Origin of the sequence: Nocardia sp. NPDC127606, assembly GCF_042671725.1 — a bacterium.
Taxonomy (GTDB): Bacteria; Actinomycetota; Actinomycetes; order Mycobacteriales; family Mycobacteriaceae; genus Nocardia.
In genome coordinates this window covers 56,079-82,173 of the sequence record NZ_JBHXWQ010000011.1, presented here as the reverse complement: position 1 = coordinate 82,173, position 26,095 = coordinate 56,079, and the positions used below count along the sequence as shown (strand labels likewise).

The 26,095-nt window shown below is 68.6% G+C and carries 24 protein-coding genes; 13 read left to right on the top strand and 11 right to left on the bottom strand.

Annotated features, from left to right (window positions below; genetic code table 11):
• Positions 1–17: 17 nt before the first annotated feature.
• From pheT to ACFVJ5_RS32635, 9 genes are all read left to right on the top strand, one after another.
• Entirely contained in the window at positions 18–2,519 is a 2,502-nt protein-coding gene (gene pheT, locus ACFVJ5_RS32675) for a phenylalanine--tRNA ligase subunit beta (protein ID WP_379226166.1), read from the top strand.
• A 174-nt stretch (positions 2,520–2,693) separates the two neighbouring features.
• A complete protein-coding gene (locus ACFVJ5_RS32670; RefSeq protein ID WP_379226164.1) occupies positions 2,694–4,100 on the top strand; it encodes a TerD family protein in 1,407 nt (468 codons plus the stop codon).
• Complete coding sequence (locus ACFVJ5_RS32665) at positions 4,097–4,855, top strand: alpha/beta hydrolase (RefSeq protein ID WP_379226162.1); 759 nt, start codon at positions 4,097–4,099, stop codon at positions 4,853–4,855. Before ACFVJ5_RS32670 ends, ACFVJ5_RS32665 begins: the two co-directional genes overlap by 4 nt.
• 52 nt (positions 4,856–4,907) lie before the next feature.
• Positions 4,908–5,408: a hypothetical protein gene (locus ACFVJ5_RS32660; RefSeq protein WP_379226160.1), complete on the top strand. Its 501-nt coding sequence runs from the start codon at positions 4,908–4,910 to the stop codon at positions 5,406–5,408.
• A gap of 47 nt (positions 5,409–5,455) precedes the next feature.
• Positions 5,456–6,481, top strand: a complete 1,026-nt coding sequence (locus tag ACFVJ5_RS32655) for a hypothetical protein (RefSeq protein ID WP_379226158.1) — start codon at positions 5,456–5,458, stop codon at positions 6,479–6,481.
• 379 nt (positions 6,482–6,860) lie between these two features.
• The gene (locus tag ACFVJ5_RS32650; protein ID WP_379226156.1) at positions 6,861–9,587 is read left to right on the top strand and encodes a nitrate- and nitrite sensing domain-containing protein; all 2,727 of its coding nucleotides are present in this window, start codon (positions 6,861–6,863) and stop codon (positions 9,585–9,587) included.
• Positions 9,588–9,615: 28 nt separating this feature from the next.
• Positions 9,616–10,044, top strand: coding sequence for a roadblock/LC7 domain-containing protein (locus ACFVJ5_RS32645; protein ID WP_378637023.1), 429 nt, complete (start codon positions 9,616–9,618; stop codon positions 10,042–10,044).
• Positions 10,041–10,481, top strand: coding sequence for a DUF742 domain-containing protein (locus tag ACFVJ5_RS32640; RefSeq protein ID WP_379226154.1), 441 nt, complete (start codon positions 10,041–10,043; stop codon positions 10,479–10,481). Before ACFVJ5_RS32645 ends, ACFVJ5_RS32640 begins: the two co-directional genes overlap by 4 nt.
• 31 nt (positions 10,482–10,512) lie before the next feature.
• Positions 10,513–11,058, top strand: a complete 546-nt coding sequence (locus ACFVJ5_RS32635) for an ATP/GTP-binding protein (protein WP_379226398.1) — start codon at positions 10,513–10,515, stop codon at positions 11,056–11,058.
• A 21-nt stretch (positions 11,059–11,079) separates the two neighbouring features.
• Here the strand turns inward: ACFVJ5_RS32635 and ACFVJ5_RS32630 are convergent, their stop codons facing one another.
• The 7 genes from ACFVJ5_RS32630 to ACFVJ5_RS32600 form a co-directional block, all read right to left on the bottom strand.
• A complete protein-coding gene (locus tag ACFVJ5_RS32630; RefSeq protein ID WP_379226152.1) occupies positions 11,080–12,621 on the bottom strand; it encodes a hypothetical protein in 1,542 nt (513 codons plus the stop codon).
• The gene (locus ACFVJ5_RS32625; RefSeq protein WP_379226150.1) at positions 12,612–13,238 is read right to left on the bottom strand and encodes a hypothetical protein; all 627 of its coding nucleotides are present in this window, start codon (positions 13,236–13,238) and stop codon (positions 12,612–12,614) included. The genes ACFVJ5_RS32630 and ACFVJ5_RS32625 overlap by 10 nt, the downstream gene beginning before the upstream one ends.
• A gap of 97 nt (positions 13,239–13,335) precedes the next feature.
• Positions 13,336–14,718 (bottom strand): lipase family protein, encoded by a 1,383-nt coding sequence (locus tag ACFVJ5_RS32620; protein WP_379226148.1) that lies wholly within the window; start codon positions 14,716–14,718, stop codon positions 13,336–13,338.
• A gap of 79 nt (positions 14,719–14,797) precedes the next feature.
• Positions 14,798–15,439: a TetR/AcrR family transcriptional regulator gene (locus tag ACFVJ5_RS32615; RefSeq protein ID WP_379226146.1), complete on the bottom strand. Its 642-nt coding sequence runs from the start codon at positions 15,437–15,439 to the stop codon at positions 14,798–14,800.
• A gap of 16 nt (positions 15,440–15,455) precedes the next feature.
• Positions 15,456–16,265, bottom strand: coding sequence for an ABC transporter ATP-binding protein (locus ACFVJ5_RS32610; RefSeq protein WP_378661481.1), 810 nt, complete (start codon positions 16,263–16,265; stop codon positions 15,456–15,458).
• Positions 16,265–17,347 (bottom strand): FecCD family ABC transporter permease, encoded by a 1,083-nt coding sequence (locus ACFVJ5_RS32605; protein ID WP_379226144.1) that lies wholly within the window; start codon positions 17,345–17,347, stop codon positions 16,265–16,267. The genes ACFVJ5_RS32610 and ACFVJ5_RS32605 overlap by 1 nt, the downstream gene beginning before the upstream one ends.
• Complete coding sequence (locus tag ACFVJ5_RS32600; RefSeq protein ID WP_379226142.1) at positions 17,344–18,351, bottom strand: FecCD family ABC transporter permease; 1,008 nt, start codon at positions 18,349–18,351, stop codon at positions 17,344–17,346. The genes ACFVJ5_RS32605 and ACFVJ5_RS32600 overlap by 4 nt, the downstream gene beginning before the upstream one ends.
• 107 nt (positions 18,352–18,458) lie before the next feature.
• On the opposite strand from ACFVJ5_RS32600, the gene ACFVJ5_RS32595 reads away from it, so the two are divergent.
• The 4 genes from ACFVJ5_RS32595 to ppc all read left to right on the top strand — a co-directional run bounded on the left by ACFVJ5_RS32595 (position 18,459) and on the right by ppc (position 23,449).
• Positions 18,459–19,526: an ABC transporter substrate-binding protein gene (locus tag ACFVJ5_RS32595; protein ID WP_379226140.1), complete on the top strand. Its 1,068-nt coding sequence runs from the start codon at positions 18,459–18,461 to the stop codon at positions 19,524–19,526.
• A gap of 40 nt (positions 19,527–19,566) precedes the next feature.
• A complete protein-coding gene (locus ACFVJ5_RS32590; RefSeq protein ID WP_379226138.1) occupies positions 19,567–20,124 on the top strand; it encodes a sugar O-acetyltransferase in 558 nt (185 codons plus the stop codon).
• Between the two features lie 64 nt (positions 20,125–20,188).
• On the top strand, positions 20,189–20,611 hold the full coding sequence (locus tag ACFVJ5_RS32585) for a VOC family protein (RefSeq protein ID WP_378994182.1): 423 nt from the start codon (positions 20,189–20,191) through the stop codon (positions 20,609–20,611).
• Positions 20,612–20,677: 66 nt separating this feature from the next.
• The gene (gene ppc, locus ACFVJ5_RS32580) at positions 20,678–23,449 is read left to right on the top strand and encodes a phosphoenolpyruvate carboxylase (RefSeq protein ID WP_379226136.1); all 2,772 of its coding nucleotides are present in this window, start codon (positions 20,678–20,680) and stop codon (positions 23,447–23,449) included.
• Between the two features lie 19 nt (positions 23,450–23,468).
• Here ppc and ACFVJ5_RS32575 read toward each other — a convergent pair whose 3' ends face one another.
• From ACFVJ5_RS32575 to ACFVJ5_RS32560, 4 genes are all read right to left on the bottom strand, one after another.
• Positions 23,469–23,636: a hypothetical protein gene (locus ACFVJ5_RS32575; RefSeq protein WP_170112006.1), complete on the bottom strand. Its 168-nt coding sequence runs from the start codon at positions 23,634–23,636 to the stop codon at positions 23,469–23,471.
• Between the two features lie 105 nt (positions 23,637–23,741).
• Complete coding sequence (locus ACFVJ5_RS32570) at positions 23,742–24,149, bottom strand: RidA family protein (protein ID WP_379226134.1); 408 nt, start codon at positions 24,147–24,149, stop codon at positions 23,742–23,744.
• Positions 24,150–24,154: 5 nt separating this feature from the next.
• Positions 24,155–24,925, bottom strand: a complete 771-nt coding sequence (locus tag ACFVJ5_RS32565) for an IclR family transcriptional regulator (RefSeq protein ID WP_379226132.1) — start codon at positions 24,923–24,925, stop codon at positions 24,155–24,157.
• Positions 24,922–25,956: a sugar kinase gene (locus ACFVJ5_RS32560; RefSeq protein ID WP_379226130.1), complete on the bottom strand. Its 1,035-nt coding sequence runs from the start codon at positions 25,954–25,956 to the stop codon at positions 24,922–24,924. Before ACFVJ5_RS32560 ends, ACFVJ5_RS32565 begins: the two co-directional genes overlap by 4 nt.
• Positions 25,957–26,095: the final 139 nt, after the last annotated feature.

Genomic DNA, 26,095 nt, shown 5'->3' with positions numbered 1-26,095 from the left:
AGAGAGCGAAACGTCAAGTGCGAGTAGCACAGTCCTGGCTGACCGAGATCCTGCAGCGCACCACCCCCGAGTGGTCGGTGTCGGCGGAAGAGCTCGACGCGGGCTTCGTCCGGGTGGGTCTGGAAGTCGAAGAGGTCGACAAGCTCGAGCCGATCGGCGGTGACATCGACAAGCCGCTGGTCGTCGGTCGCGTCGCCGAGATCACCGAACTGACCGAGTTCAAGAAGCCGATCCGCTTCTGCAAGGTCGATGTCGGCAACCCCGAGTTGCAGGAAATCGTCTGTGGCGCACGCAATTTCGCGGTCGGCGACCTCGTCGTGGTCGTGCTGCCCGGTGGTGAGCTGCCCGGCGGGTTCAAGATCTCCTCGCGCAAGACCTACGGGCACACCTCCAACGGCATGATCTGCTCGGTCGCCGAACTCGGCATCGGCAAGGATCACGACGGCATCCTGGTGCTCGAGCCCGGCTCCGCGCAGCCCGGCGACGACGCGAACGTGCTGCTCGGCACCGATGACACGATCATCGAACTCAATATCACCCCCGATCGCGGCTACTGCTTCTCGGTGCGCGGCCTGGCCCGCGAGCTGGCGTGCGGGTTCGACCTCGAATACGCCGACCCCGCTGTGCGCACGCTGCCCGAGGCCGAGGCGCTCGCCTGGGCGGTGCGCTTGGACGACGATTCGGACTGCACCCGCTTCGGTGCGCGCCGCGTCACCGGGATCGACCCGAACGCGGTGAGCCCGCTGTGGTTGCAGCGCAGGCTGATGCTGTCGGGCATGCGCCCGATCTCCCCGGCCGTCGACGTCACCAACTACGTGATGCTCGAGCTCGGTCAGCCGCTGCACGCCTTCGATGCGGCAAAGCTGCACGGCGGCTTGGTCGTTCGCTCGGCGCACAAGGGGGAGACCCTGCGCACCCTCGACGACACCGAGCGCACCCTCGACGCCGAGGACGTGGTGATCGCCGATGATTCCGGCGTGATCTCCCTCGCCGGTGTCATGGGTGGTGCGAGCACCGAGGTCGGGCCCGAGACCACCGATGTGGTCCTGGAAGCCGCCGTCTGGAACCCGCTGCGGGTGTACCGCACCTCGCGCCGCCACAAGCTCTCTTCGGAGGCGGGCAAGCGCTACGAACGGGTCGTCGATCCCGAGATCAACATCGCCGCGCTCGACCGCGCCGCCACCCTGCTCGCCGACATCACCGGCGGCACCATCGAATCCGCGCTCACCGACATCCGGGTGCCCCTGGAGCCGGTCGCGCCGATCGCGATGGACATCGACCTGCCCGACCGCGTCGCCGGCGTCACCTACCCGGCGGGCACCTCCGTGCGCAGGCTGGCCCAGATCGGCGCGGGCGTCGAGATCGAGGTCAACGACGCGGGCAAGACCCAGTTGCTGGTGACCCCGCCGAGCTGGCGCCCCGATCTCTCACAGCCCGCTGACCTGGTCGAAGAGGTCCTGCGGCTGGAGGGCCTCGAACAGATCCCGTCCGTGCTGCCGACCGCGCCCGGCGGTCGCGGTCTGACCGCGCAGCAGCGGCGTCGTCGTGCGGTGAGCCGGGCGCTGGCCTTCGCCGGTGCCGTCGAGGTACCGCCTCCTGCGTTCTTGCCCGGCGGCGTGTTCGAGGTGTGGGGGCTCGACGCCGATGATCCGCGCCGCAACACCACCCGCGTCCTGAACCCGCTGGACAGCGACCGCCCCGAACTGGCGACCACGTTGCTGCCGGGTCTGCTGGAAGTGGCCGCCCGCAACATCTCTCGCGGTGCGCGCGACCTGACCATCTACGGCGTCGCCCAGGTGGTGCAGCCCGGAGCGCAGACCCACTCGGTCGAGGCGCTGCCGGTGGACCGTCGTCCCACCGACGAACAGATCGCCGAGCTCAAAGCGTCGCTGCCCGCCCAGCCGGTGCACGTCGCCGCGGTGCTCAGCGGTAAGCACGACCCGCGCGGGCCGTGGGGCCCCGGCCGTCCGGCCGAGGCCGCCGACGCCTTCGCACTGGTCGACGACATCGCCGACGCGGCGGGTGTGGTCATCGAACGACGGGCCGCGGCCTACCTCCCGTGGCACCCCGGTCGCTGCGCGGAACTGCTCGTCGACGGCGTGGTCGTCGGTCACGCTGGCGAACTCCACCCCGCTGTCCTGGAGCGCGCCGGTCTGCCGCCGCGCACCTGCGCGCTGGAGGTGGACCTCGACGCCCTGCCGCTGAGCGAATCCCTACCCGCGCCGACGATCTCGGCGTTCCCGGCAGTCCTGCAGGACGTATCGATCAGCGTCGAGAAGACCGTCCCGGCCGCGCAGGTGGAAACCGCGCTCCGCACCGGCGGCGGCGACCTGCTCGAGAGCATCGCCCTGTTCGACGTCTACGAAGGCGCCCAAGCAGGCGAGGGCCGTAAATCCCTCACCTACGCCCTGCGCTTCCGGGCCCCCGACCGCACCCTCACCGAAGACGAGGCCAGCGCCGCCCGCGCCGCCGCCGTCGCCTCGGCCACCACCGCGGTCGGCGCCGAACTGCGCGGCTGATCCTCATCCGACACCCGAAGGCCGCCCGGTTCCGCCGGGCGGCCTTCGTCGTGAGCGGTTGTCCCTCACACGAGTTCGCGCCTGCCGAACCCGAACCGCCGACTCTGCGACACGGGTGCGGCCGCCGTGCTGTTGGGCTCGGAGTGGGGGCGGGATAGGTTGGATGGTGTGTCGATGATGAAAGGTGCCAATGTCGCGGTGCCTGCCTCCGCGGTCCGCGTCGAATTGGGTTGGCAGTCGGGGCAGGGTGTGCCCGATGCCGACGCGTCCGCGCTGTTGCTCGCCGGGGCGAAGGTGCGCTCCGATCACGACTTCGTGTTCTACAACCAGGCCGTGCATCCCTCGGGGGCGGTACGGCACGAAGGAAAACAGCAGGGGCACACCGTTGTCGACGCGCTCTCGGTGAATCTCGGACAGGTCGAGCCGCAGATCGAGACGATCGTGCTCGCCGCGTCCGCCGACGGGGGGACCTTCGGGCAGTTCCACGGGCTCTATATCCGGGTGATCGACACCGCGAACGGCGCCGAGGTCGCGCGTTTCGACAGCAGCGGGGCGACCACGGAAACCGCGTTCGTGCTCGGCGAGCTGTACCGCCGCCAGGGTGCGTGGAAGTTCCGTGCGGTCGGCCAGGGGTACGACAGCGGATTGGCCGGGCTCGCTACCGATTTCGGCATCTCCGTCGACGACGCCCCCGCGCCGCCCGTGGCACCGCCCGCGCCTCCGCGGCCGTTCGCCTCGGGCCCGCCGACTCCGCAACAGTCGTACGCCCCGCCGACACAGCCCTTCATCCCCGCACCGCAGCCGAATCGGCCCCACACCCCGCCGCCCAGCCCGCCGACCCCCGCGTTCCCGCCGAATCAGCAGCAGCCGCAGTACGCGCCGCCGCCGAACCAGCCCGGCATCCCACCCCAGCAGAACTCCCAGTTCACCCCGCCACCACCACCTCCGGTCACCCTCGCCAAGGTGTCGCTCACCAAGGAGGCACCGTCGGTCTCCCTGGCGAAACACGGCGCCACCGGCGGCGTCATGCGCGTGAACCTCAATTGGACCTCGATGGCCGCCACCGGCCGCCTCTTCGGGAAACTCCGCGGCAAGAACATCGACCTCGACCTGTGCTGCTTCTTCGAATTGGTCAACGGCGCGATCGGTTCCGTGCGAGCCCTCGACCGCCGCTTCGGCGCTCTGTACGAACCGCCGTTCATCCACCTCGATCAGGACGACCGCACCGGCGCCAGCATCACCGGCGAGAACCTGTCGGTCAATCTCGACTGCACCCAGTTCATCCGCCGCATCCTCGTGTTCGCCTCGATCTACGACGGCGCCGGCGATTTCCGCAATGTGCACGCCACCGTCACCCTGAACACGGTGAATTCCGCGCCCATCGAGATGACGCTCGACGGCTGCACCGACAACTCCCGCGACGCGGTGCTGTTCGTGCTGGAGAACGTCGACGGCGAGTTCGTGGTGCGCCGCGAGGGCAGCTTCGTCCGTCCGCCCGCCGGTCAACCGGGCGGCGGCGTCGTGGAGATCGCCCGCCTGTACAACTGGGACTTCGGCTTCCAGGCGGGGCGCGGCAAGTGATCCGGCATCCCGCGACGCGCGTGCTCAACGCGCTGGTCTACCACCCCGACAAGCACCTCGCCCAGACCCCGGCGGCGCGGGGCCTGGACTACCGCGATCTGACCATGCGTACCGCCGACCGCATCGACGTGCACGGCTGGTTCGTGCGTGCCGAGCGCCCGCTCGGTCACATCCTCTACGCGCACGGCAACGCGGGCACCATCGGCGACCGCGTCTCGATCATCGCGCTGCTGGTCGAAGCCGGCTTCGACGTGCTCGCCTTCGACTACCGCGGCTTCGGCCACAGCACGGGCACCCCGAGTGAACAGGGCACCTACCTCGACGCCAGAGCCGCCCGCCAGGCGCTGCTCGATCAACCCGAAGTCGATCCCGATCGGGTCTACTACCTGGGTAAATCCCTCGGCGGCGGGGTATTGCTCGAACTGGCGGGCGAATATCCGCCCGCGGGCATGATCCTCATGTCGACGTTCAGCGGCATGCGCGCCGCCGCCCGGTCGGTCTACCCGTTCCTGCCCGCGCCGCTGATCCCGAACGCGTATCCGAGCCTGCGGCACATCGCGAATCTGCGTGTCCCGGTCCTGATGATGCACGGCGACCGCGACGAACTCCTCCCGCTGCGCCACGCCGAACGCCTGTACGCGGCGGCGCGGGAACCGAAACAGCTGATCGTGGTCCCCGGCGCGGGTCACAACGATGTGATCGACACCCTCGGCGCCCAGTGGCCGAAGATCATCGCCGACTGGGCGGCTCGATAACGCCGCAGCCCGGTCGCCGTCGAGGGTCGCTGATTCTGCGTAGCCTGGCGGTATGAGCGAAACGAGCGAACTCCTCGGCCGCCTGGCTGCGCTGCCCGACGACGAGCTGGTGTCGGTGCTGCGCGCCGCGGTCGCCGGACGCCCCGGACTCGGCGTGGTCGCCGCCGCACTGGCACAGGCCGAGGTCGGTCATGCCGAAACCGGATCACCTGTGACTCTGGACACGAACGTCATCGACGCGGATGTGGTGCCCGTCGCATCCGGGCAGGTCGGAGGCGCGATCCCGGTACCGCCGGTACCGTCCGGGCTACCGGTGACCGGAGCACCCACCGCCACCGGCGGATATTCCACTTCCGGAGTGCCGACATTCGACTCGGTTCGGGATAAGGTCGAGCAGCGTTTCGGCACCGCGCAGGGAATGGACGAGCTCGACCGGCAGACTCCCGCGGGTCGTAGCGTCGACGAGCAATGGGAGGCGCGGGAGAAAGCCGCGCGTGAGCGGCTGGATCAGATCCGGAAATCGGTGCAGGGCAACGATTCCGGCGAGAAGTAGCCACGCGTCCTCCCCTCCAGCAACGACCGTGATGGGTGGACACACAGATGACGCAGGCGCGCCAGATCGCCGACCGACTGCTCGACGCGCAGGTGGAATTCCTGCTCGCCGAGGTGACCGGTGAACGGTTCGCCGAGGTGATCGCCCGCGACGTGGCCGCCGTGCTGGCCGTCGGCGAGACGATCCGGTTCGGTGACGTGGTCTCCCTGGAACAGGGCGAGCAGACGGTGGCCACCGTGTTCGACCGCATCGGCGGCAGCCCCGTGATCGCCGATACCGTCGGCATCTTCTCCGACGCCATCTACGACCACATCGCGTCGAACACCGAATACACCCTCGGCGACGTGGTCGACCGTGAACCGGTGGAAGCGCTGCTGGAGAAGATCTTCGGCATGCATCAGGCCCAGGAGCGAATCCTGGACCGGCTCACCGAGAGCCCGCTCGTCGCCACGGTGGCCTCACGTTTCGTCGACAAGCTGATCGGCGATTTCATGCAGGCCAATCGCGAGCGTGCCGAGAAGATTCCGGGTGTCTCCTCGCTGATGTCGCTGGGGCAGTCCGCTGCCAACCGGGCCAAGAAGGTCGCGGCCGATAGCACCTTCGTCGGTGATCTCGCGGGCAAGGGCGCGTTGTTCGCGCTCAAGCGCACCAACAACGCGATCCGCGACATGCTGCGCGACGCGCCCGTGCACTCGGCGGCGATGGAATTCTGGGACCTGCACGCCGACGAACCCGTCGCGGGCCTGCGCGAATACCTCACGCAGAAGGACCTCAACGAGCTGGTCCAGATCTGCTACGAGATCGCGGTGACGACCAGGGAGAAGGAGTACTTCGGCTTGCTCGTGCGCGAGTGCGTCGAGGTGTTCTACGCCAGGTACGGCGACCACACGCTCTCGGCAATGCTGCCCGAACTCGGTCTCGACGCCGACGACATCAGCGCCGAGATCCTGCGCTACGGCCCGGCCGTCATCGAGTCGGCCAAGCGCAACGGTGTGCTGGCGGGGCTGATCAGGGAACGTCTGGAGCCGTTCTTCTACTCGGATCAGGTGCTGGGAATTCTCGGCGGCGAGTAATTCCGCGAATACCGTTCGGTCACGGGAATTGAACGATACGACTTCGCTTCTCGATTTGCGTGACATCGTCACAACCGGTAGTGATGTCGAGCATTCGAATTGCGGCTTCTGATCGCGCGCACCACATGTGTTGTGTGTCACGCTCTTTGGTGACCTGTATGTATCCGGCAGTGAACCGGCCGACCAACTCGCCGCCGGTGCGGCTGTGAGCATTCGGCTACACAAAGCCCGCTGGATTTCCGGCATGTTTAGATCAGTGCACGAAATGCTGCTTTACACCGTTCCGAATTGACCGCGCAGTGCGCGGAGTGCAAGTTTGCACCTGACTTTCCGTGAGCCACCGTGACCGACGTTGCGGTGGCATTGCAAAGGAGTAGGTGTGCGAGCACGTTCCCGGCCGAACCCGACCGGAACCCGATCGGACGGCGACGCTCGAGGGCAGCGGGCCGGCGCCGGGCTGATCCGCCCGCGCACCATCTCCGGTCAGCTCGCCAGGATCCTGGTGGTGTCGCTGGTGCTGGTGCTCGCGCTGCTCGCGCTGACCATGTCGACACAGGTCAGCGCCTACCGGCGCAGCGGGGAGACCGTGGACGCCGTGGCGGTCGCGCTGGCCGCGCAGGACCTCGTGCAGCAGGTGCAGCGTGAGCGCGGTCTGAGCAACGGACTGCTCGGCGGTGATCAGCGCCTGCGTCAACCGGTCACCGACCAGCGCGCGGGCACCGACGCCGCCCTGCACGCCCTGGTGAACGCCGTCGTGGGCGACCCGCCCGGTGCGGGGGAGGTGCGCTCGGCGCTGGGCCATCTGGCCGGTCTGCCCGCGATCCGCTCCCAGGTCGACAATCGCAATGTCACCCGGCAGGCGGCGTTCCAGTTCTACACCGACGGCATCGACGCGCTGAACCGCCTCTCACTCGGTCTCGACCAGGCGCGTGACCCGGCCGTCCGGCACGGCCTGCAAGCGCTCTACGCCCTCGGCGACGCGAAGGAATTCGCGGCCCGTGAACGTGGTTTCCTCAACGGCGTTTTCGCCGCGGGGGAATTCGCGCCGGGGGAGTACGTGCAGTTCCTCGACATCCGCGCCGCCCGCAATGCCGCGCTCACCGCCTTCGGCCACGACGCGACCCCCGCGCAACAGGCACGTCTGGACGCGGTGCTGGCGAGTCAGAACGCCACGCGGGCAACCGAATCGGAGAACATCGCGATCGCCTCGACGCTGGGACCGCTGGTTCAGCAGGTCGACCCGGCCGTGTGGTGGGCGCAGATGACCGCGGTCATCGACGAGCAGCGGACCGTCCAGCAGGTCATCGGCGACGATGTCGGCGCGCGGGCCGAGCAACTGCGCCGCGACGCCGCGCTGTTGCTGGCCGCCTTCGCCCTGGCCGCGCTGTTGGCGATCGCCGCCGAGTTCGCGCTCGTCTTCGCCAGCATCAGGGCCATCGTCCGGCCCTTGGCCCGGCTGGCCACCGAGGCCGACGACGTCGCCTCCACCCGACTGCCCGAGGTGATCGCGGCCTGGCACAGTGCCGCCGACGCCCACCCCGATCCGCCCGCCCCGGTGCGTACACCTTCCGGCGCGAGCGTCGAGATCGCCGCTGTCGCCGGTGCGTTGGATCGTGTCCAGACCACCGCGTTCGACCTCGCCTCCGAGCAGGCGCTGGTGCGACGCAACACCACCGAATCGATGGCGAATCTGGCCCGCCGCAATCAGAACCTGGTGCGCCGTCAGCTGGGATTGATCAGCGAGTTCGAGCGCGAGGAACTCGACCCGAAGGCACTGTCGAACCTGTTCGAACTCGACCACCTGGCCACCCGCATGCGGCGCAACGCCGAAAGCCTGCTGGTGCTGGTCGGCGAGGCGAGTCCGCGCCGATGGGCCGAACCGATCGCGCTCACCGACGTGATCCGGGCCGGGCTGTCCGAGGTCGACGACTACCGGCGGGTGGTGCTGCGCCGGATCGACGACATCGCGGTGACCGGCGCCGTCGTCAGCGAACTGGCGCACATCCTGGCCGAACTCATCGAGAACGGGCTGGCCTTCTCGCCGCCTGATCTCGAAGTCGAGGTGTACGGCCGCAAGGTCGCGGGCGGCTACCTGCTCGCCGTCGTCGATCACGGCGTCGGCATGCCCGCCGAGCAGCTCGCCGAAGCCAATGCCCGGCTGCGCGGCGAGCAGGACTTCATCGTCGCCTCCACCCGCTACCTGGGCCACTACGTGGTCGGTCGGCTGGCAGGCCGCCTCGGCATCGACGTGGAACTGAACACGTCACCGGTCAGCGGCATCGTGGCCCGCCTGCTCCTCCCGCCGTCCCTGCTCGCCGACGGAAAGGCCGGGCAGCCAGCGGATCCGCGAGAGGGCGCCGCAAGCCAGGATTCGGTCGACCCCGGAACTCTGGAGCGCACTGGCGCCTCCGTCGGCGCGCCGATCGCGGTGGGGCACGCTGTCGCCCCCGCACGCAATGGGGCCACGATCGGCTCGGCGACGCCGGGACACCACGCGATCCCGACCGGCGTGGCAGGTGCGCAGCGGTCCGGCGGTCGACCGGTCGGGTTCTCCGACGACCCGTCCCACGCCTTCCGCGGGGGCTCGGCGTCGCCGACCGACACCCACGGTCGGTCGCGGCACAGCCTGAATCCGGGATCGGGGCCGGGCAGCAGCGCCGACGGCAAGGGGCCGGTCTCGGCGAACCCGCCCTCCACCGGCTCCGTCTACGCGCAGTTCCTCAGCAGTTCCACCGATTCCGGGCACCCGCGCAACGGCGCGGTCCGCAACGGCGCGTCCGCTGAGGACCACTACGGCGTGGTGGCCCCGGAACGCTCGGAGGGGCCGGCCCGGGGACACAACGGCTCGGCGGTACCGCGTGAACTGCCCGCCGTGGAGTCCATCGGCGCCCCGGCCGTCGAACGCACTCGCAACGGCCTGGTCAAACGCAGCAAGCGCGCCAAGATCACCGGTGCGCCCGAGCGACCCCGCCGCGATCCGGACCGGCCCCCGGTCGTCGAACGGACCCCCGACCAGACCCGCAGCATGCTCTCCTCGTTCCGCACCGGCCACGAACGCGGCGGCGAGACCGAACCCTCTTCCACCCCACTCGATCCCACTCGCTGACCGATCGGACAAGACCCCAGGAGACCCGGTGACCACCCACCTACCGACCGCCGATCCACACACTTTCAATTGGCTGCTCGGCAACTTCGTCCGCAACACCGACGGCGTGCGCGACACCGTCGCCGTCTCCTCCGACGGGCTGCTGATCGCGATGTCGGACGGCCTCGACCGCACCGGCGCCGACCGGCTCGCCGCGATGGTGTCGGGCCTGTCCAGCCTCGCCCGGAGTGCCTCGCGCAGTTACGATTTCGACGGCCTCAAGCTGATCATGATCGAGATGAAGCGCGGCTTCCTGCTGGTATCGGCGCTGGGCGACGGCAGCTGCCTCGGCGTGATCGCCGACGGCGGCTGCGATGTCGGCCTGGTCGGCTACGAGATGGCGATCCTCGCCGAACGCGCCGGATCACTGCTCGACCCGCTGCTGATCAGCGAATTGCGAGAGTCGTTGCGCAGATGAGAGATTTCGATCTCCCGCGGCTGCCCGACCCGCGCATGATCCCGATGAACCAGCCGGCGGGGTGGCGTGGTCCCGTCCCGTCGGTGCCGGTGACCCCCACCGACCACGACGATGTCGACGACCGCTTCGTTCGCCCGTTCGTGGTCACCGCGGGCCGCACCGTCCCGGTGCTGGACGGCCTGCGCATCGAAACCCTCGTCCAGGCACCGCCGTCCGCGCTGTCGGCGCCGCTGCGGTTCGAAGAACGCACCGTGGTGCAGCTGTGCCTGACGCCGCACTCCATCGCCGAAATCGGTGCCGCCCTGCGGGTTCCGATCGGCATTGCCAAGGTGATCGTCAGCGATCTGGCGGCGGCGGGGCATGTGACCGTCCGTGACGCGCCGGAACTGTCGACCGCCGCCATCGAGAGGATCCGCGACCTTGTCCGCGCACTTTAAGGCACCAGCCATGCCGTCCTCGGTGAAGATCGTGGTCAGCGGCGGCTTCGGCGTCGGCAAGACCACCTTCATCGGCGCCATCTCCGAAATCGAGCCACTGGTCACCGAAGCGTCGATGACCGAGGTCTCCATCGGTGTCGACGACCCCGGTCGCCGGGCCGAAAAGACCGCGACCACAGTGGCTTTGGACTTCGGCCGGATCACCCTCGACCAGTCGCTGATCCTCTACCTCTTCGGCACCCCCGGCCAGGACCGATTCGTGTTCCTCTGGGACGACCTGGTCGACGGCGCCCTCGGCGCGGTGATCGTCGTCGACACCGGCCGTGTCGAGGACTGCTATCCCGTCCTGGACTACTTCGAGGAACACCACACGCCCTTCGTCGTGGTGGTGAACCGCTTCGCCGACGCCACCCGCTTCGATCTCGGCGAAGTCCGCGAAGCGCTCGGCCTCGACGACTGGATCCCGGTGCTGGACTGCGATGCGCGCGACCGTGACTCCGTGCGCGATGTCCTGGTCGCACTCCTCGAGCAGGTCCTCCTGCACCGCGTCCAACCCCGTCAGCGGGAGGTGAGCTGAGCCCACCCTCCGTCGCGCAGGTCAGCGTCGATTCAGTGTGAGGTCCGACAAGGTCAGGTGGAACCGCGCGTCGGTGACATCGACCGAGGTGTCGGTGAACCGCTTGCCGCCCAGCGTGTTCCGCAGGAAGTCACGCACGGCGCTCGGCTGCGCGTCCGCCGAGGCGAGAAGGTCCTGCGGTACCTCGATGGTCCCGTCGAAGAACCGTGGCCGGCCGGTGATCCCGGGCTGCTGGGGTGTCTGCCGCAAGCCGTCGACGGTGTGCAGCACGACGTCGAGCCCGCTGCCGTCACCGAATTCGATCCGCAGCGGTGTGGGGGAGACGGCCGGATCGAAGGACTGGATCAGCGCGGTCCACCCCTGGGCCGTAACGCCCTGGTAGTCGTACGGGGACACGGGGCCGAGCGTCTCCCGAGCACGGTTAACCGGCGAGTTCTCCAGTGCCGCACCGGAAAGTGGCTGATCGGTGGCGACGAAGCTCCACGACGCATCGGTGAGCATCTTGCGCCAGAAACCGGTCCGGCCACCGTCGCGTCCTTCGACGCGCAGCTCTCGTGCCGCCGAGCCGGGCCCGGTCCGGTGGACGGAGATGCGGTCGGTGATCTCACCGGGCACCTTCGGCTGTGCGACCCAGTCCGGTGCGGGCAGCTGGATGGCGGCGTAGCGAGGATCGATGCGCTCCGACAGCATGTCCGGCGCTTCGGGCAGGTCGCGCTGGTCCTCGTAGGAGTAGCGGAAGAAGACCTTGTCCGCGCCGGAGATGTCGAAATCGTAGAGGCGCGTGTAGAAGTCGCCGTACCGGTTGACGACCAGCGAGGTCGACGCGCTGGTGGACAACGCGACAGCCTGGAACCGCCCACCGAGCGGAGTGCCCATCTCGTAGCTGTGGTCCACCGGCAGCCACGGGTCGACGTACTGGATCCGCTGACCGCCGTGGGTCAGCGCGAAGACGTGCGACACCTTCGCCCCGCCGACGGGGTGTTCGTTGCCCGCGGTGTCGGTCCACACGTGATCCTCGGTGGGCGACAACACCGACCACGACCAGGTCAGCGCGCCGGGCGGCAGCCTATTGCCGGGCCCGGTCCACAGCGGGGTGCCGTAGCGGCTGCTCCAGTTCCAGTCCGCGGGAGCGCTGAGCGCGTGATCCATCGTGACGAACCGGCCGTCCCGGTCGATCATCATCACTTCGTCGTCGTCGGCCGAGACGCCGGCGATCGTGCCCGCCAGGCAGCCCGGTAGCGCGATCATGCGCCAACCACCGAGGGCGGCAGCCGCTTTCACGTACACCTGACCGTCGCGGGTGGCGAAAGTCCAGCGCCGGTTGAACGACTCGGTGGTAGTGCGGAAATACACCTGCTCGGGCAGCGCGACCGTTGCCGGGGCGAAAGCCGCCAGTCCGGCATCGGATTCGTCGACGCTCACCTCCGGGGTGCCGACGGTACCCACCGGCAGACACCCCGGATCGGCGAGGGCCACCGATTGTGTTGTCACCCCGGCGAATACCAGCCCGGCCGCCGCGATCAGCGCTGTACGCCGGAGGGCGTGCCCGCGCCTCACAGCCATCCCGCCGCGCCGAAACCGATCAGGGCGATCGCGTCGATCCCGAAGATCGTGCCGACCACCAGCGCCTTGCTTCGCACGCTCGGTAGATCGTGCACGAAGAAGCAGGCCGCGAAGAACGGCACGTACCCGATGATCCAGATCAGGAACGGGAAGCTCGGCTGCCACCACGACCAGTCCCAGGTCAGTACTCCGGCCTTGTTCAGCAGTACCTCGACGCCCACCGCCGCGACCGAGTTGACCGCGATCAGCACCGGCCGGTTCGGCAGCCCGAAGATCCGGGTTTCCTTGGGCGGCAACATCTTCGCGGCCGCGATCCCCATGATCGCGAACATGAAGCAGATCTCGATGTTCAGCCCGATCAGGATCTGGTACGCCGTCGGTCCGCTCGCCGCCCAGACCGGTGCCCGCTCGGTGAAGTGGAAGACCAGTGAGTTCCAGATCTCGTTGAACCAGTCCATGCCCCACAGCGCGAGCCCGGCGAAGAGCACATTCCAATTACGCCGCTCGACTTCGACCGCGTAGATGTAGATGACCAACAGTAATAGCGGAATGACATACCACTTGAACTGGCTCGCATCGCGAAGAATCTCCAGCGCGGCCCGGGCGTTGTCGGTCAACGGGGCTCCTCCTGCTCATGATCGACGAACTCGGCGAGTATGATACAAATCAACATCGAACGTCAATGTGTATCGCCGAATTCGCCGATTCATCGAGTCAGCGGCTCCCGAGCGGCATGCCGAACAGCGACGCGAACTTCGCGGCGAGCGAGTCGCCGAGGAAGTTCAGTGCGCCCGGGGTCGCGGCCATGGTGCCCGCGTCGGAGGTGGTGCAGCCGGCGGGGGCCGGGACGCCCTCGAGGCGGTCGCGCAGCCAGATCAGCGCGGCCGGACCGCCGACCACTTCCGCGACGATGTGTTCGCTGGCATGGTCGCGGGTGTAGGTCAGCGACGTGTTCGGATCGCGGCAGTAGGTGTCGACCAAGGTGTCGGTGGCGGCCAGGGGCAGGATCTCGTCCCACGCGGAATGCCACACGAACAGCGGCATGTCGGGGACGGACTTGCCCATGCGGGTGTCGTCGAGCATCGCCGCGACCGGCGGATCATCGAGGGGATTCCCGTCGGAGCCGATCATGCCGGTCAGATTCAGGAACGGCAGCAGTGCCGACTGATACTGCACGCACAGCGGCGATTTGATCGCGAACAGGGCCTTGCCGAGCGGGTCGAGTCGCTGATCGAGGTAGGCGGCGAAATCGGGGTATTCGCGGGTGAGGCCGAGAACGGCGGCGAACACCAGACCCGAGGTCAGCTGATTGTTCGCCATGCTCAAGGCAGCGCCGAGATCGGCCCCGACCCCGCCTTCGGCCGCGCCCACCATGTTCAGTTCGGGCGCGTAGCTGCTGTGTAGTTCGGCGGCGTGGCCGGTCGCGATGGAACCGCCGGAGTAGCCGTAGAGCCCCACCGGTGCGGTCGGCCCGGCCTCGAGCGGGGCGAAGTTGGTCGCGGCGCGGATGCCGTCGAGGGTGATCCGGCCCGCCAGCGGTCCGGCCGCGTAGGCCGAGTCCGGGCCCTGATGGTCCGGAACGACCACGGCCCAGCCCTGTGACAGCGCTGCCTGCGCGAACAGGAACTCGGCGGGCACCACGATCTGGCCCGCCACCGCGGCCACCGAAAGATGTTGCAGCGCATAGGACGGCGCGCAGTAGCCCGCGGTCGAGTCCTCGGCCAGCTGCACCGACAGCAGCTTGCGCGGTGCCGGTGCCTGCCCGCGCGGCTTGATCAGGGTGGCGACCGCGGGGATCGCCTCGTCACGGCTGTTGTTGGAGCGATACGACACCTGCCATGCGTCGACATCGATCGGCAGCAGGCCGAAATCGGCGATCCGCACCTGCCGGACCGCGATGATCGCACCCGGCTCGGTCGCCGCCACCACGTCCGCGGGCGGGAGGTAGAAGCCCGGATCCCATTCGGGCGGTAGTGGAATCACCGGCGGGGGCGTCGCCGGCGGCTCGGCCGCGACCGGCCCGGCGGTCACCACCGTTGCCGCCGCGAGCAAACCGGTGGCAAGGGCAAGCCATCGCTGAACGAAGGGAGATCTCATCGCGCACAGTCCTCACATGAATTGAGACTCCTTCGTCTCAATAGCGGCAACTATGACATGGGTGTGGCGCAGATCGCAATCACGCGCCGGGGGGCGTCGCTGAGATCAGACTGTTCAGGATGGTGGAGAACACGTCGACCAGTTCGTCGACGGGTGGTCGCGGATCGTCGAGGCTCCACTGGTGCACGGCGCCGTTCACTGCCCCGATGAACGCCGCCATCGGTACCCGCCAACCGCCGGGCGGCATCCGCACCCCGTCGCGCCCGGCCGCGATCGCGGTGACCACCTCGCCCCACCGGTCCCTGACCTGCGCCCGATACGCCTCGATCTCGGGGCTCACTCCGACGATGTCGACGAAAGCGACTTTGGCGCACCGGATGTCATCGGTGATCGCCGTCGTGTACGCCCGCACGGCCGCGTCGATCAACGTGCGCAGCTCGTCGGATTCCGCCGTTGCCAGGGCGGCGGCCACCGCCGCCCCTGCCTTGTCCTGCACGGAGTCGTACACCGCGACGAGCAGTTCCTCGCGCCCGGCGAACTGTTCGTAGAACTGCCGACGCGACAGCCCCGCCGCCGCGCACACATCGGTCAGCGAACTGTTGGCGTACGACTTCTGCGCGAACACGGTCAGTCCCGCGTCGATGAACAGCGCCCGGCGCTCGACCTGTCGTTCGGCGACCGAGGTGCCGGTGTAGTTGTGTCGAGTCCGCCCAGAGGTCACCCCATGACCCTACTGTTCAGGATTCGGTCGAGGCGCCGGCGTCGACGGGTCCGATCGGGACCACCAGCGGAGTGCCGGTGACCGGATCGTCGATCACCTTGGCGCGCAGCCCGAATACCTGCGCCACCACGTCCTCGGTGAGCACTTCGGCGGGCGTACCCGCGGCAACCACCCGGCCCGCGCGCATCGCGACCAGCCGATGCGCGTACCGCGCGGCGAGGTTCAGATCGTGCAGCACCATCACCACTGTCCGCCCCGCTTCGGCGTGCAGGCGCCGGACCAGGTCGAGAACCTCGATCTGGTGGGCGAGATCGAGAAAGGTGGTGGGTTCGTCGAGCAGGAGCAGGTCGGTGTTCTGGGCCAGCGCCATAGAGATCCACGCGCGCTGGCGTTGGCCGCCGGACAGCTCGTCGAGGGAGCGATCGGCGAACTCGACCATGTCGGTCCAGGTCAGCGCCTCGGTGATGGCGGCTTCGTCGTCGTCGGACCACTGGCGGTACCAGCGCTGGTGCGGGTGTCTGCCGCGGGCGACCAGGTCGGTGACGGTGAGACCTTCCGGGGCCAGCGGGGATTGGGGCAGGATGCCCAGTACGCGCGCCACTTCCTTGGTCGACATGCGGTCGATCCGTTTGCCGTCCAGGTGGACATGTCCACCGGCGGGTCGCAGGAGCCGGGCCATCGCGCGCAGGAGGGTGGATTTGCCGCAACCGTTGGGCCCGATCACCGCGGTGACAGTGCCACCGGTGATGTCCAGGTCCAGCCCGTCCACGACGGTCGTCGGCCCGTAGCCGAGGGTCAGCTCGCTGGCCTGCAGTCGAACGGTCATCACACGCCCGCTTTCCCGACGCGATTGCGCCGCATCAACAGATAGATCAGATAGGGCGCGCCGAGGACGGCGGTGATCACCCCGACGGGCAGTTCGCCGGCGGGCAGCAGGGTGCGGGCGACCAGATCGGCGGCGACCGTGAAGGCCGCGCCGAGCACCACCGAGGTGAGCAGCGGCGGTTGTGCCGAACCGGTGAGACGCAGTGCTACCTGTGGCACTGCGAGCGCGATGAAGATGATGGCGCCCGCCGAGGCGGTGGCGACTCCGGCCAGCAACACGGCCAGCACCAGGAGCGTCAGCCGGGCGGCGTTGAGCCGCACGCCGAGTGAGCGGGCGGTGTCGTCGCCGAAATGCAGCGCGCCGAGCAGATGGGTGCCACCGAGGACGACCGGCACCAGGACAGCCAGGGCGATCGCCACCGGTGTCACCTGGATCCAGCTGCTGCCGTTGAGGCTGCCGGTCAACCAGGTGACCGCGCGGGTCGCGATATCCACGTCACCGACGCTGAGGAGCCAGAAGGTCACGCTGGAGAGCAGCGAACCGGCGCCGAGACCGACGAGCACGAGCCGATAGCCCTCGATACCGCTGCGCCAGGCCAGGAGGAAAACGCCGAGCGCGGCGAGTAGGCCGCCGAGCATGGACGCGACCGGCACCCCGATCTCGGCGGCGGCGCCGCTGATCTGGCCACGGCTGCCCGACAGCGCGATCACCGCGACCGCGGCCACGCTCGAGCCCGCCGTGACGCCGAGAATATCGGGACTGGACAACGGGTTTCGGGCAATGCCCTGCGTGATCGCGCCCGACAGTGCCAGCGCCGCGCCGACCAGCGCCCCGGTGAGAATCCGCGGCAGCCGCAGATCCCACACCACATAGGCCAGGCCGTCGTCGCCGCCACCGCCGAGCACCGCGAGCACGTCCCACGGCGTGACCGGACCACCGTCGGGCATCGTGTAGGTGCCCAGTGCCAGCGCGACGCAACTCGCGGCGCCGAGAATCGCGAGCCCGACGACCAGGACGGCCGTCGTGCGCAGTCGTAGCTGCCAGGACACCGGTCCCAGCCGGACCGCCCGGACGGTACTCATATGCTCACCAGCTTTCGGCGGCGGACCAACACGATGAAGAACGGGACGCCGACGAAGGCCAGCATGATGCCCGCCGGGAGTTCGCCCTTGTCCAGCACCAGCCGTCCCGCGATGTCGGCGACCAGCACCATGACCACGCCGAGCAACCCGGCGACCGGGACCAGCCAGCGGTAGTCGGGTCCGGTGATACCGCGCGCCAGGTGCGGGACGACGAGCCCGACGAAGCCGAGCGGTCCCGCGATCGCCACGACCGCGCCGGTGAGCAGCACGATCGAGCCGATGCCGACGGCGCGTGCCAGGGAAACGCGATGGCCCAGCGCACGGGCGGTGTCCTCGCCGAGGCTGAGCGCGTTGAGCGCGGACGTGTTGGCCAGCGCCAGGACGATCCCGACCAGGATGAACGGGGTGGCCTTGCCGAGGAGGTCCAGGTTGGATCCGACCAGCGAACCGGCCTTCCAGAAGCGGTAGATGTCGGTGACGTCGGTGTCGAACAGCACCACTGCCGAGATCAGGCCCTGCAGCAGGTAGCTCACGGCGGCTCCCGCCAAGGCGAGGGTCACCGGGGTCGGTCCGCCGCGGCCCGTCGCGCCGATGACGAACACGGTGACGGTGGCGATCAGCGCGCCGGCGAAGCCGAACCACACGTAGCCGAACAGGCTGGAGATGCCGCCGATCATCACCGCCAGGACGATGCCGAGCGCCGCGCCCTGGGTGATGCCGAGCAGTGCGGGGTCGGCGAGGGGGTTTCTGGTGTGACCCTGGATCACCGCGCCTGCGATGCCGAGCGCGAGGCCTGCGAGGACCCCCAGCAGCGTGCGTGGCAGGCGCAGACCGTTGACGATGGCGCCGGTCTCGGTGTCGGTCGTGCCGCCGAGCGCGTGCAGAACATCAAGGGGGGCAATGAACTTGGAACCGATGGCCAAACTGAGCAGGACGGCCGCGAACACCGCGGCCAGGAGTCCGGCGATGAGTAGCAACCGGCGAGACCGTGTGTTGGCGAACACGACTCCGGGCGGCGATGCGGGCACTATCCCTCTTCATAGTTGGTAATTAGGTAAGGCTTCGCTAGGTTAGCAACCCTAAAGAACTCTGAACCACTCGGGAGACCTCGATGAACACCCCACTGAGCCGTCGGCTCGCCGCCGCCGCGGTAGTCGCCGCCGCCGTACTGAGCCTGTCCGCGTGTGGCCAGGACCGGTCGGCCACCGGCGCCGCGAGCAGCGATTGCGATACCGCGAGCAACCTCGACGGCGGCGCGTACCCGCGCACGATCGAGGCCGGGGCGGTCAAGGACAAGGCGGGGACGAATGTCGGCACGGTCGTCGACCCGGCCACCATCACCACCCGACCGGTGCGGGTCGCGGCGCTGGATCAGACATTCGTCGACGCCGCCCTGGTGCTGAACACCGAAGTCGTCGCGTACACGACCTACCAGTCCATGGGCGAGAAGTTGCCCGCGTTCCTCGGCGCGGCCGCCCAGACCTGCGGCGGGCGAGCGGTGAACATCGGCAACCTGCAGACCCCCGATATCGAGAAGCTGGCCGGCGCCCGGCCGGATCTGATCGTGTCGGCGAAGGTGCGCCACGAGAAGCAGTACGAGCAGTTCAAGGGCATCAAGCTCGGTTCGGGCACCGTGCCGGTCGTGTTCAGCCAGACCACCGGCGCCACCTGGAAGGAGAACCTGCTGCTGCTCGCCAAGGCGGTCGACAAGGAGAACCTCGCCAAGGCCAAGCTCGCGGCGTACCAGGATCGCGCCGCCAGGATCGGCGCCGCGATCAAGGCGAAGAACGGTGGCAACACGCCGACCGTGTCGCTGCTGCGCTTCCTGCCCAAGGAGGACCGGTTGATGCAGCGGGTCAGCTTCGTCGGCGACATCTTCGCCGATACCGGCCTGAACCAGCTCGACAAGTCCGACGACCCCAAGAACGACTTCTCGATCACGCTCAGCCCCGAGCGGCTCCTCGACGCCGACGCCGACTACGTCTTCCTCACCAGCAACGGTGAGGACGCCGCCGCGCAGCGCAAGGCGGCCGCCGAGGCCAACCCGCTGTGGAACCAGCTGCGCGGCAAGGTCACTCCGGTCGACGACCTGGTCTGGCTGACCTCGGTCGGCCTCACCGGCGCGCACGCGGTCCTCGACGACATCGCCAAGACCTTCGAGGTCGACCCGGCGAAGTAGGCCGAACGCGTCGAGTTCGCCCACCCCTACACTCGGCGGGGTGGGCGAACAGAAGCAGCGGATGTTGTCGGGGGAGTTGTACAAGGACAACGATCCGGAACTGGTGGCCGAACGGCAACGGGCGCAACGGTTGTGCGACGAGTTCAATCGCACCGGGCCCGACGAGACCGGGCGGCGCACCGAGTTGCTGGATGATCTCCTCGGCAAGCTGGGGGAGGGTTCGTGGATCATGCCGCGGTTCCAGTGCGACTACGGATATCTGATCGAGATCGGGGCGAACAGCTTCCTCAACTACGACGCGATCCTGCTCGACTGCGCGCCGATCACCATCGGCGACGACTGTTCGATCGGGCCGCGCTGTCAGCTGCTCACCGCCCTGCATCCGATGCAGGATCACGAAAAGCGCAGGCAGCGCTGGGAATCCGCAGCGCCTATCCGGATCGGGAACAATGCCTGGTTCGGTGGCGGGGTGATCGTGTGCCCCGGCGTGACCATCGGCGACGACGTGGTGGTCGGCGCGGGCAGCGTGGTAACCCGCGATCTGCCGGACCGGGTGTTCGCGGCGGGGAATCCGGCGCGGGTGATCCGGCAACTCTAGGTTCGCTGGCTACGCTGGAAAGCAGGCGCCGGCGCACCGCTGACGCCCGACCGAAGGAGACCGGATGCGCCACGGCGAAGATCTCTCCCTCACCCACGTCATGCTGCTCGTGGGCGATCAGGACCAGGCTCTCACCTTCTATCGCGACCTGATCGGCCTGCAGGTCCGCACCGACATGCCGTTCGGCGACAACACGCGCTGGCTGACGGTCGGCCCGGTCGACCAGAAGAACCTGGAATTCGTGCTCGAGGTCCCGGAGATGGCCCCCGACCCCGCCTACCGGGCGGCCGCGCTCGCGCGCATCGACAGCGGCGCCCAGTCCACCGTCATCTTCGCCACCGACGACATCGACGCCACCTTCACCCGTATCCGCGACGCCGGGGCCGAAGTCGCCCAGGAGATCGTGAACCAGCAATACGGCCGCGACTGCGCGTTCCGCGATCCGTGGGGCAACCAGATCCGCTTCACCGCCCGCCATCACGGCTGAGCGCGACATGCGGTGCGGGTGCGGCGTCGGGTCGCGCCCGCGGCCCCGCGGCAATACTGTCTGACCATGGGCGAATCGCGAATCGAGATGGAACCCGAAGCTACCCGGCCGCTGCGCGAGGACATCCGCTTCCTCGGCGGCATCCTGGGCGACACCATCCGCGACCACGAAGGTCCCGAGGTGTTCGACCTGATCGAGCGCGTCCGCATCGAGGCGTTCCGGGTGCGTCGCGAGGAGGTCGAGCGCAGCGCCGTCGCCGACATGCTCGACGGCACCCCCACCGAGGTCGCGATCCCGCTGATCCGGGCGTTCAGCTACTTCGTGCTGCTGGCGAATCTGGCCGAGGACATCCAGCGTGATCGACGCCGCGCCGTGCACGTGGCCGCGGGCGAGCCGCCGCAGGACTCCTCCCTGGCCGCCACCTACGACAAGCTAGACGCGGCCGGACTCGACGGCACTGTGGTGGCCGACCTGCTCACCGACGCACTCGTCTCCCCGGTGATCACGGCACACCCGACCGAAACCCGCAGGCGCACCGTCTTCGACGTGCAGTCCAAGATCACCGAGCTGATGCGCCTGCGCCGCCGCCTCGAACCCGGCGAGCCCGGTCTCGACGAATCCGAACTGCGGATCCGCCGCGAAGTGCTCACCCTGTGGCGCACGGCGCTGATCCGGCTGGCGCGGTTGCGGATCCAGGACGAGATCTCCGTCGGTCTGCGCTATTACGACCTGACCCTCTACGACGTGATCCCCGCGATCAACGCGCAGGTGCGCGCGGCGCTGCGGACGCGCTGGCCCGCCGAAGACCTCCTGCCGCGCCCGATCCTGCGGCCCGGCTCGTGGATCGGCGGCGACCGCGACGGAAATCCTTTCGTCACAGCGGAAGTCGTGCACACCGCCGCCGAGCAGGCCGCCGCCTACGCCTTCGGTCGCTACCTGGACGAGCTGGTCGAACTCGAGAAGACCCTGTCGCAATCGGCCCGCCTGGTGCAGGTGACACCCCGGGTCGCGGAACTCGCGGCAGCGGGTTACCCCGACCCCGGCCTGTTCGCCGACGAGCCGTATCGCCGTGCGCTGCACGCGATTCGGGCCCGTCTCGGTGCCACCGCCGAGCTCGCGCTCGGTGAACTGCCCGAACACGGCCTCGATACCGACGCCGCGCCGTATCCGACGCCGCAATCGGTCCTCGACGACCTCGACGCGATCGACGAGTCCATGCGCGCCAGCGGCGACGGACTGCTCGCCGACGACCGCCTCGCCGCGCTGCGCCACGCCATCGAGACCTTCGGCTTCCACCTGCAGGGCCTGGACATGCGCCAGAACTCCGAGGTCCACGAACAGGTGGTCACCGAACTGCTGGCGTGGTCGGGCGTGCACCCCGACTATCCGAGCTTGTCCGAAGCTCAGCGGGTGGAGCTGCTCGCCGCCGAATTGCGCACGCGCCGACCACTGCTCGGGCCGAACGCGCAGCTGAGCGAGCTCGCCCGCAAGGAACTCGGTGTCCTCGGCGCCGCCAAGGAGGTCATCGATACCTTCGGTGCCGCCGCCATCCCGAACTACATCATCAGCATGTGCACCTCGGTCAGTGACATGCTCGAGGCGGCGTTGCTGCTGAAGGAAGCCGGCATTCTCGATCCGGGCACCGCCGACACCGCGCCGAGCTGTCCCGTCGGCATCGTCCCGCTGTTCGAGACCATCGAGGACCTCAGCGCCGGTGCGTCGACTCTGGCCGCGGTACTGGAGGTTCCGGTCTATCGCGAGCTGGTCGAAGCGGCGGGCATGCGCCAGGAAGTGATGCTCGGCTACTCCGATTCCAACAAGGACGGCGGGTATCTCGCCGCGAACTGGGCGCTCTACCGCGCGGAACTGGACCTGGTGGAGGTGGCCAGGAAATCGGGTATCCGGTTGCGGCTGTTCCACGGTCGCGGCGGCACCGTCGGTCGTGGCGGCGGCCGCAGCTACGACGCCATCCTGGCGCAACCCGTGGGCGCGGTGCGGGGTTCGCTGCGACTGACCGAACAGGGTGAGGTGATCGCCGCGAAGTACTCCGAATCCGGTGCGGCACACCGCAATCTGGAGTCGCTGATCGCGGGCACCCTGGAGTCGACGCTACTCGATGTGGAGGGTCTCGGCGACGACGCCGAACCGGCCTACGAACTCCTCGACGACCTCGCCGCCCGCGCTCGCGCCGCCTACGCGAACCTCGTACACGACACCCCCGGCTTCGTCGAGTACTTCCGCGAATCCACCCCGGTCGCCGAGGTCGGCGATCTCAATATCGGCAGCCGCCCCGCCTCCCGCAAACCCACCAATTCGGTGTCGGACCTGCGCGCCATCCCCTGGGTGATGGCCTGGAGTCAGTCCAGAGTCATGCTGCCCGGCTGGTACGGCACCGGTACCGCGCTCGAAGACTGGGTCGGCGACGATCCGGCCCGCCTCGCACGTCTCACCGACCTCTACGAGCGCTGGCCGTTCTTCAACACCGTGCTGTCGAACCTGGCCCAGGTGATGGCCAAGAGCGACCTCGACATCGCCGCCCGTTATGCCGAGCTCGTCACCGACGAAATCCTGCGCGCGAAGATCTTCGCCATGATCGCCGACGAACACGCCCGCACCATCCGCATGTACCTGGCGGTCACCGGCCACGCCGAACTCCTCAGCGACAATCCGTCGCTGGCCGAGTCGATCCACAACCGCTTCCCCTACCTGGAGCCGCTGAACCAGCTCCAGGTCGACCTGCTGGCCCGGCTGCGCGGCGGTGACGATTCCGAACTGGTGAAGCGGGGCATTCTGCTCACCATGAACGGCCTGGCCACCGCGCTGCGCAACTCGGGGTAGCGGCAACTCGGGGTAGCGACTACAGGCAGACGCTGATGGTGAAAGGCCCGACCGGGATGCCGGTGCAGATCGACACCGAGCCGACAACCGGCTGCGCGGGGGCGGCCGATGCGGTTGCGGTGCCGATCGCGGTCACGGACAGGGCAAGGGCGGCGACGGCGAGCGGGCGGGCGATCTTGGCGAACATAGGCTGATCCTCGGGTAGAACGGGGTGAACACCCCCGTGCGGGGGCGTCCCCATCTCAACACGAAGCGCCGACGGCGTCCACGACATGGTGGGAATCGCGGTGTCTCAGTCGGTCACGACGGCGATCGCGTCGATCTCGACCAGCATCTCCGCGCGCGGCAGGCCGGTGAAAACGGTGGTGCGCGAGGGCAGCACGCCGTTGCTGGTGTGTTTCGTGACGAATTCGCCGTACGCCTCGTTCATGATCGCGAAGTCCTCGCGCTTGGTGAGGTAGACGCGCAGCATCATCACATCGTCGAACGTGGCGCCGGACGCGTCGATGATCGCCTTGACGTTCATCAGGGTGCGCGTGGTCTGGGCGGCGACATCGCCCTGATGCAGGTACTCGTTGGTCTCGGGATCCACCGGGCCCTGACCGGACACCTGGACGAACGGGCCCTTGCGCACACCCTGGGAGAAGGTGTGGGCGGGCGCCGGGGCCTCGGAGGTGCGCACGGCGGTCTTGTCGGACATGTGGTTCAGCCTTTCCTCGCGGTGACGTCTCGGCGGGGGTCCCAGCCGAGTTCGGTGGAGATGGCGTCGGCCGTGGCCCTGAGCTGCGGCAACAGTGCCAGCACTTGGTCATGGTCGAGCAGCACGTCGGGAACGGAGACCGAGACGGCGGCGACGACGGCACCGATCCCGTCGCGCACGCCGACGCCGATGCAGTTGACGAAGCTCTCGTGTTCCTCGTGGTCTTCGGCGAAGCCCTGCGCGGCAACGAGTTTCAACTCGGCCAGGTACTGCTCGGGGGTGCGCAGGGTGCGGGTGGTGAAGGGGTGGTAGTCCAATCGGGCTGCCACCGCGGACCATTCGCCGCGCGGCAGCGCGGCGACGAGCACCTTGCCGACCGCGGTGCAGTGCAGCGGCGCGGGTCTGCCGATCCGCGAGTACATCCGCACCGCCTGCTCGGCGTCGACCTTGTCGATGTAGACGGCGTCGCCCGATTCGTAGGCGGCCAGGTGCACGGTCTGCCCGGTGGCCGCGCCCAGCGCGCTCAGATGCGGGCGGGCTACGGTGCGCACGTCACGGTTCTCCAGTGCGCGACTGGCCAATTCGAACATGCGGGTGCCGAGTGAGTAGCGGTGCGCGTTGTCGCGCACCACGAACCGATCGGCCTGCATGGTCTGCAGTAGCCGCAGCACCGTCGACTTGTGGACCCCGAGCCGGACAGCCAACTCGTCGAGGGACTGCGAGTTCTCGCCGAGGGCGATGAGAATGGACAGGGCCCGCGACACGCTTTGACTCATGCGCTGATCGTTTCATCCAGCGCCGCGGGATAGCGCAGCGTGGCCCAGATATCGTCCGGCAGTAGCGCGAGGCGCTGAATATCTTGGGGCGGCGGCAGTTTCGCCGAATCGCCGGTCGCGGTCAGTGCTGCCGCCGCGCACAGGTGGCCGTATCGAAGGCGGGTGCGCAGGTCGGCGCCGTGCAGCAGGGCGGCGAGATAGCCGCCGGCGAAGGCGTCGCCTGCGCCGATGCGCTCGGTGATCTCCAGCGTCAGTGCGGGCACCTCGATCGAGCAATCACCGTCGAATCCCGTCACGGTGTGCTTGTCGTTCTTGACGATCAGCTGCGCGGGTTCGGGAAACAACGTGCGCAGGGCAGCCGGTTCGCCGGTGCCGAAGATCTCCGCTGCCTCGTCGGCGCCGAGGAACGCCACGTCGGCACCGCGAATATGCGCGTCGAGCTCGTCGGTGGCCTCGTCGATGCGCGAACCCCACACTGCCGGACGATAATTCAGGTCGAAGCTGACCAGTCCGCGACGGGGCAGGGCGAGCAGGGCGCGGGTGAGTTCGGTCGCCGACTCCGACAGTGCCGGGGTGATGCCGGTGAAGTGCACGAGATCGGCGCCCTCGAGCAAGGCCGCCCGGTCCGTGAGGTCGGCGGGCGAGAGTGCGCTGGCCGCCGAACCCGTGCGGTAGTAGTGCATGCGGCTGGCATCGGCGCCCAGATCGTTGGCCGCGCCGGAGCCCGCACCACGTTCCTTGACGTAGAGGCCGGTGGGCCGCATCGGGTCGACCGCGACCGCTGCGACATCCACGCCCTGCGCGCGGAGCTCGGCGACCAGATATCGCCCGAATCCGTCGTCGCCGACCCGCGACAGCCAGGCCGCCGACACGTCGAGCTGGGCGAGCACCACGGCCACATTGGCCTCCGCGCCGCCCGCGCCACGATCGAACCGCGCGGACAGTTCCAGGGGTCCCGCGCCCGCGATCAGCACGGCCAGTCCCTCGCCGACAGTGACCGCCCTGGGCGGAGTGGTTGTTGCCTGGGTCACCTTGTTCGCCCTTTCGTGCTTGCGGTCACTGCCTTCGAGATGCACAATAACGAGCGGAAACATTCAGCGCAACCACCGTTGCATAATGTGCAATGTTTGTTCGATATGACTGATCGGGCCGCCATCCCGGGCTCGGTCG

Coding starts and splice junctions, on each gene's coding strand:
- ACFVJ5_RS32670 (WP_379226164.1), top strand. CDS start 2,694: ATGATGAAAGGTGCCAATGTCGCGGTGCCTGCCTCCGCGGTCCGCGTC.
- ACFVJ5_RS32660 (WP_379226160.1), top strand. CDS start 4,908: ATGAGCGAAACGAGCGAACTCCTCGGCCGCCTGGCTGCGCTGCCCGAC.
- ACFVJ5_RS32655 (WP_379226158.1), top strand. CDS start 5,456: ATGACGCAGGCGCGCCAGATCGCCGACCGACTGCTCGACGCGCAGGTG.
- ACFVJ5_RS32640 (WP_379226154.1), top strand. CDS start 10,041: ATGAGAGATTTCGATCTCCCGCGGCTGCCCGACCCGCGCATGATCCCG.
- ACFVJ5_RS32630 (WP_379226152.1), bottom strand. CDS start 12,621: ATGGCTGTGAGGCGCGGGCACGCCCTCCGGCGTACAGCGCTGATCGCG.
- ACFVJ5_RS32620 (WP_379226148.1), bottom strand. CDS start 14,718: ATGAGATCTCCCTTCGTTCAGCGATGGCTTGCCCTTGCCACCGGTTTG.
- ACFVJ5_RS32610 (WP_378661481.1), bottom strand. CDS start 16,265: ATGACCGTTCGACTGCAGGCCAGCGAGCTGACCCTCGGCTACGGGCCG.
- ACFVJ5_RS32605 (WP_379226144.1), bottom strand. CDS start 17,347: ATGAGTACCGTCCGGGCGGTCCGGCTGGGACCGGTGTCCTGGCAGCTA.
- ACFVJ5_RS32595 (WP_379226140.1), top strand. CDS start 18,459: ATGAACACCCCACTGAGCCGTCGGCTCGCCGCCGCCGCGGTAGTCGCC.
- ACFVJ5_RS32585 (WP_378994182.1), top strand. CDS start 20,189: ATGCGCCACGGCGAAGATCTCTCCCTCACCCACGTCATGCTGCTCGTG.
- ppc (WP_379226136.1), top strand. CDS start 20,678: ATGGGCGAATCGCGAATCGAGATGGAACCCGAAGCTACCCGGCCGCTG.
- ACFVJ5_RS32575 (WP_170112006.1), bottom strand. CDS start 23,636: ATGTTCGCCAAGATCGCCCGCCCGCTCGCCGTCGCCGCCCTTGCCCTG.
- ACFVJ5_RS32570 (WP_379226134.1), bottom strand. CDS start 24,149: ATGTCCGACAAGACCGCCGTGCGCACCTCCGAGGCCCCGGCGCCCGCC.
- ACFVJ5_RS32565 (WP_379226132.1), bottom strand. CDS start 24,925: ATGAGTCAAAGCGTGTCGCGGGCCCTGTCCATTCTCATCGCCCTCGGC.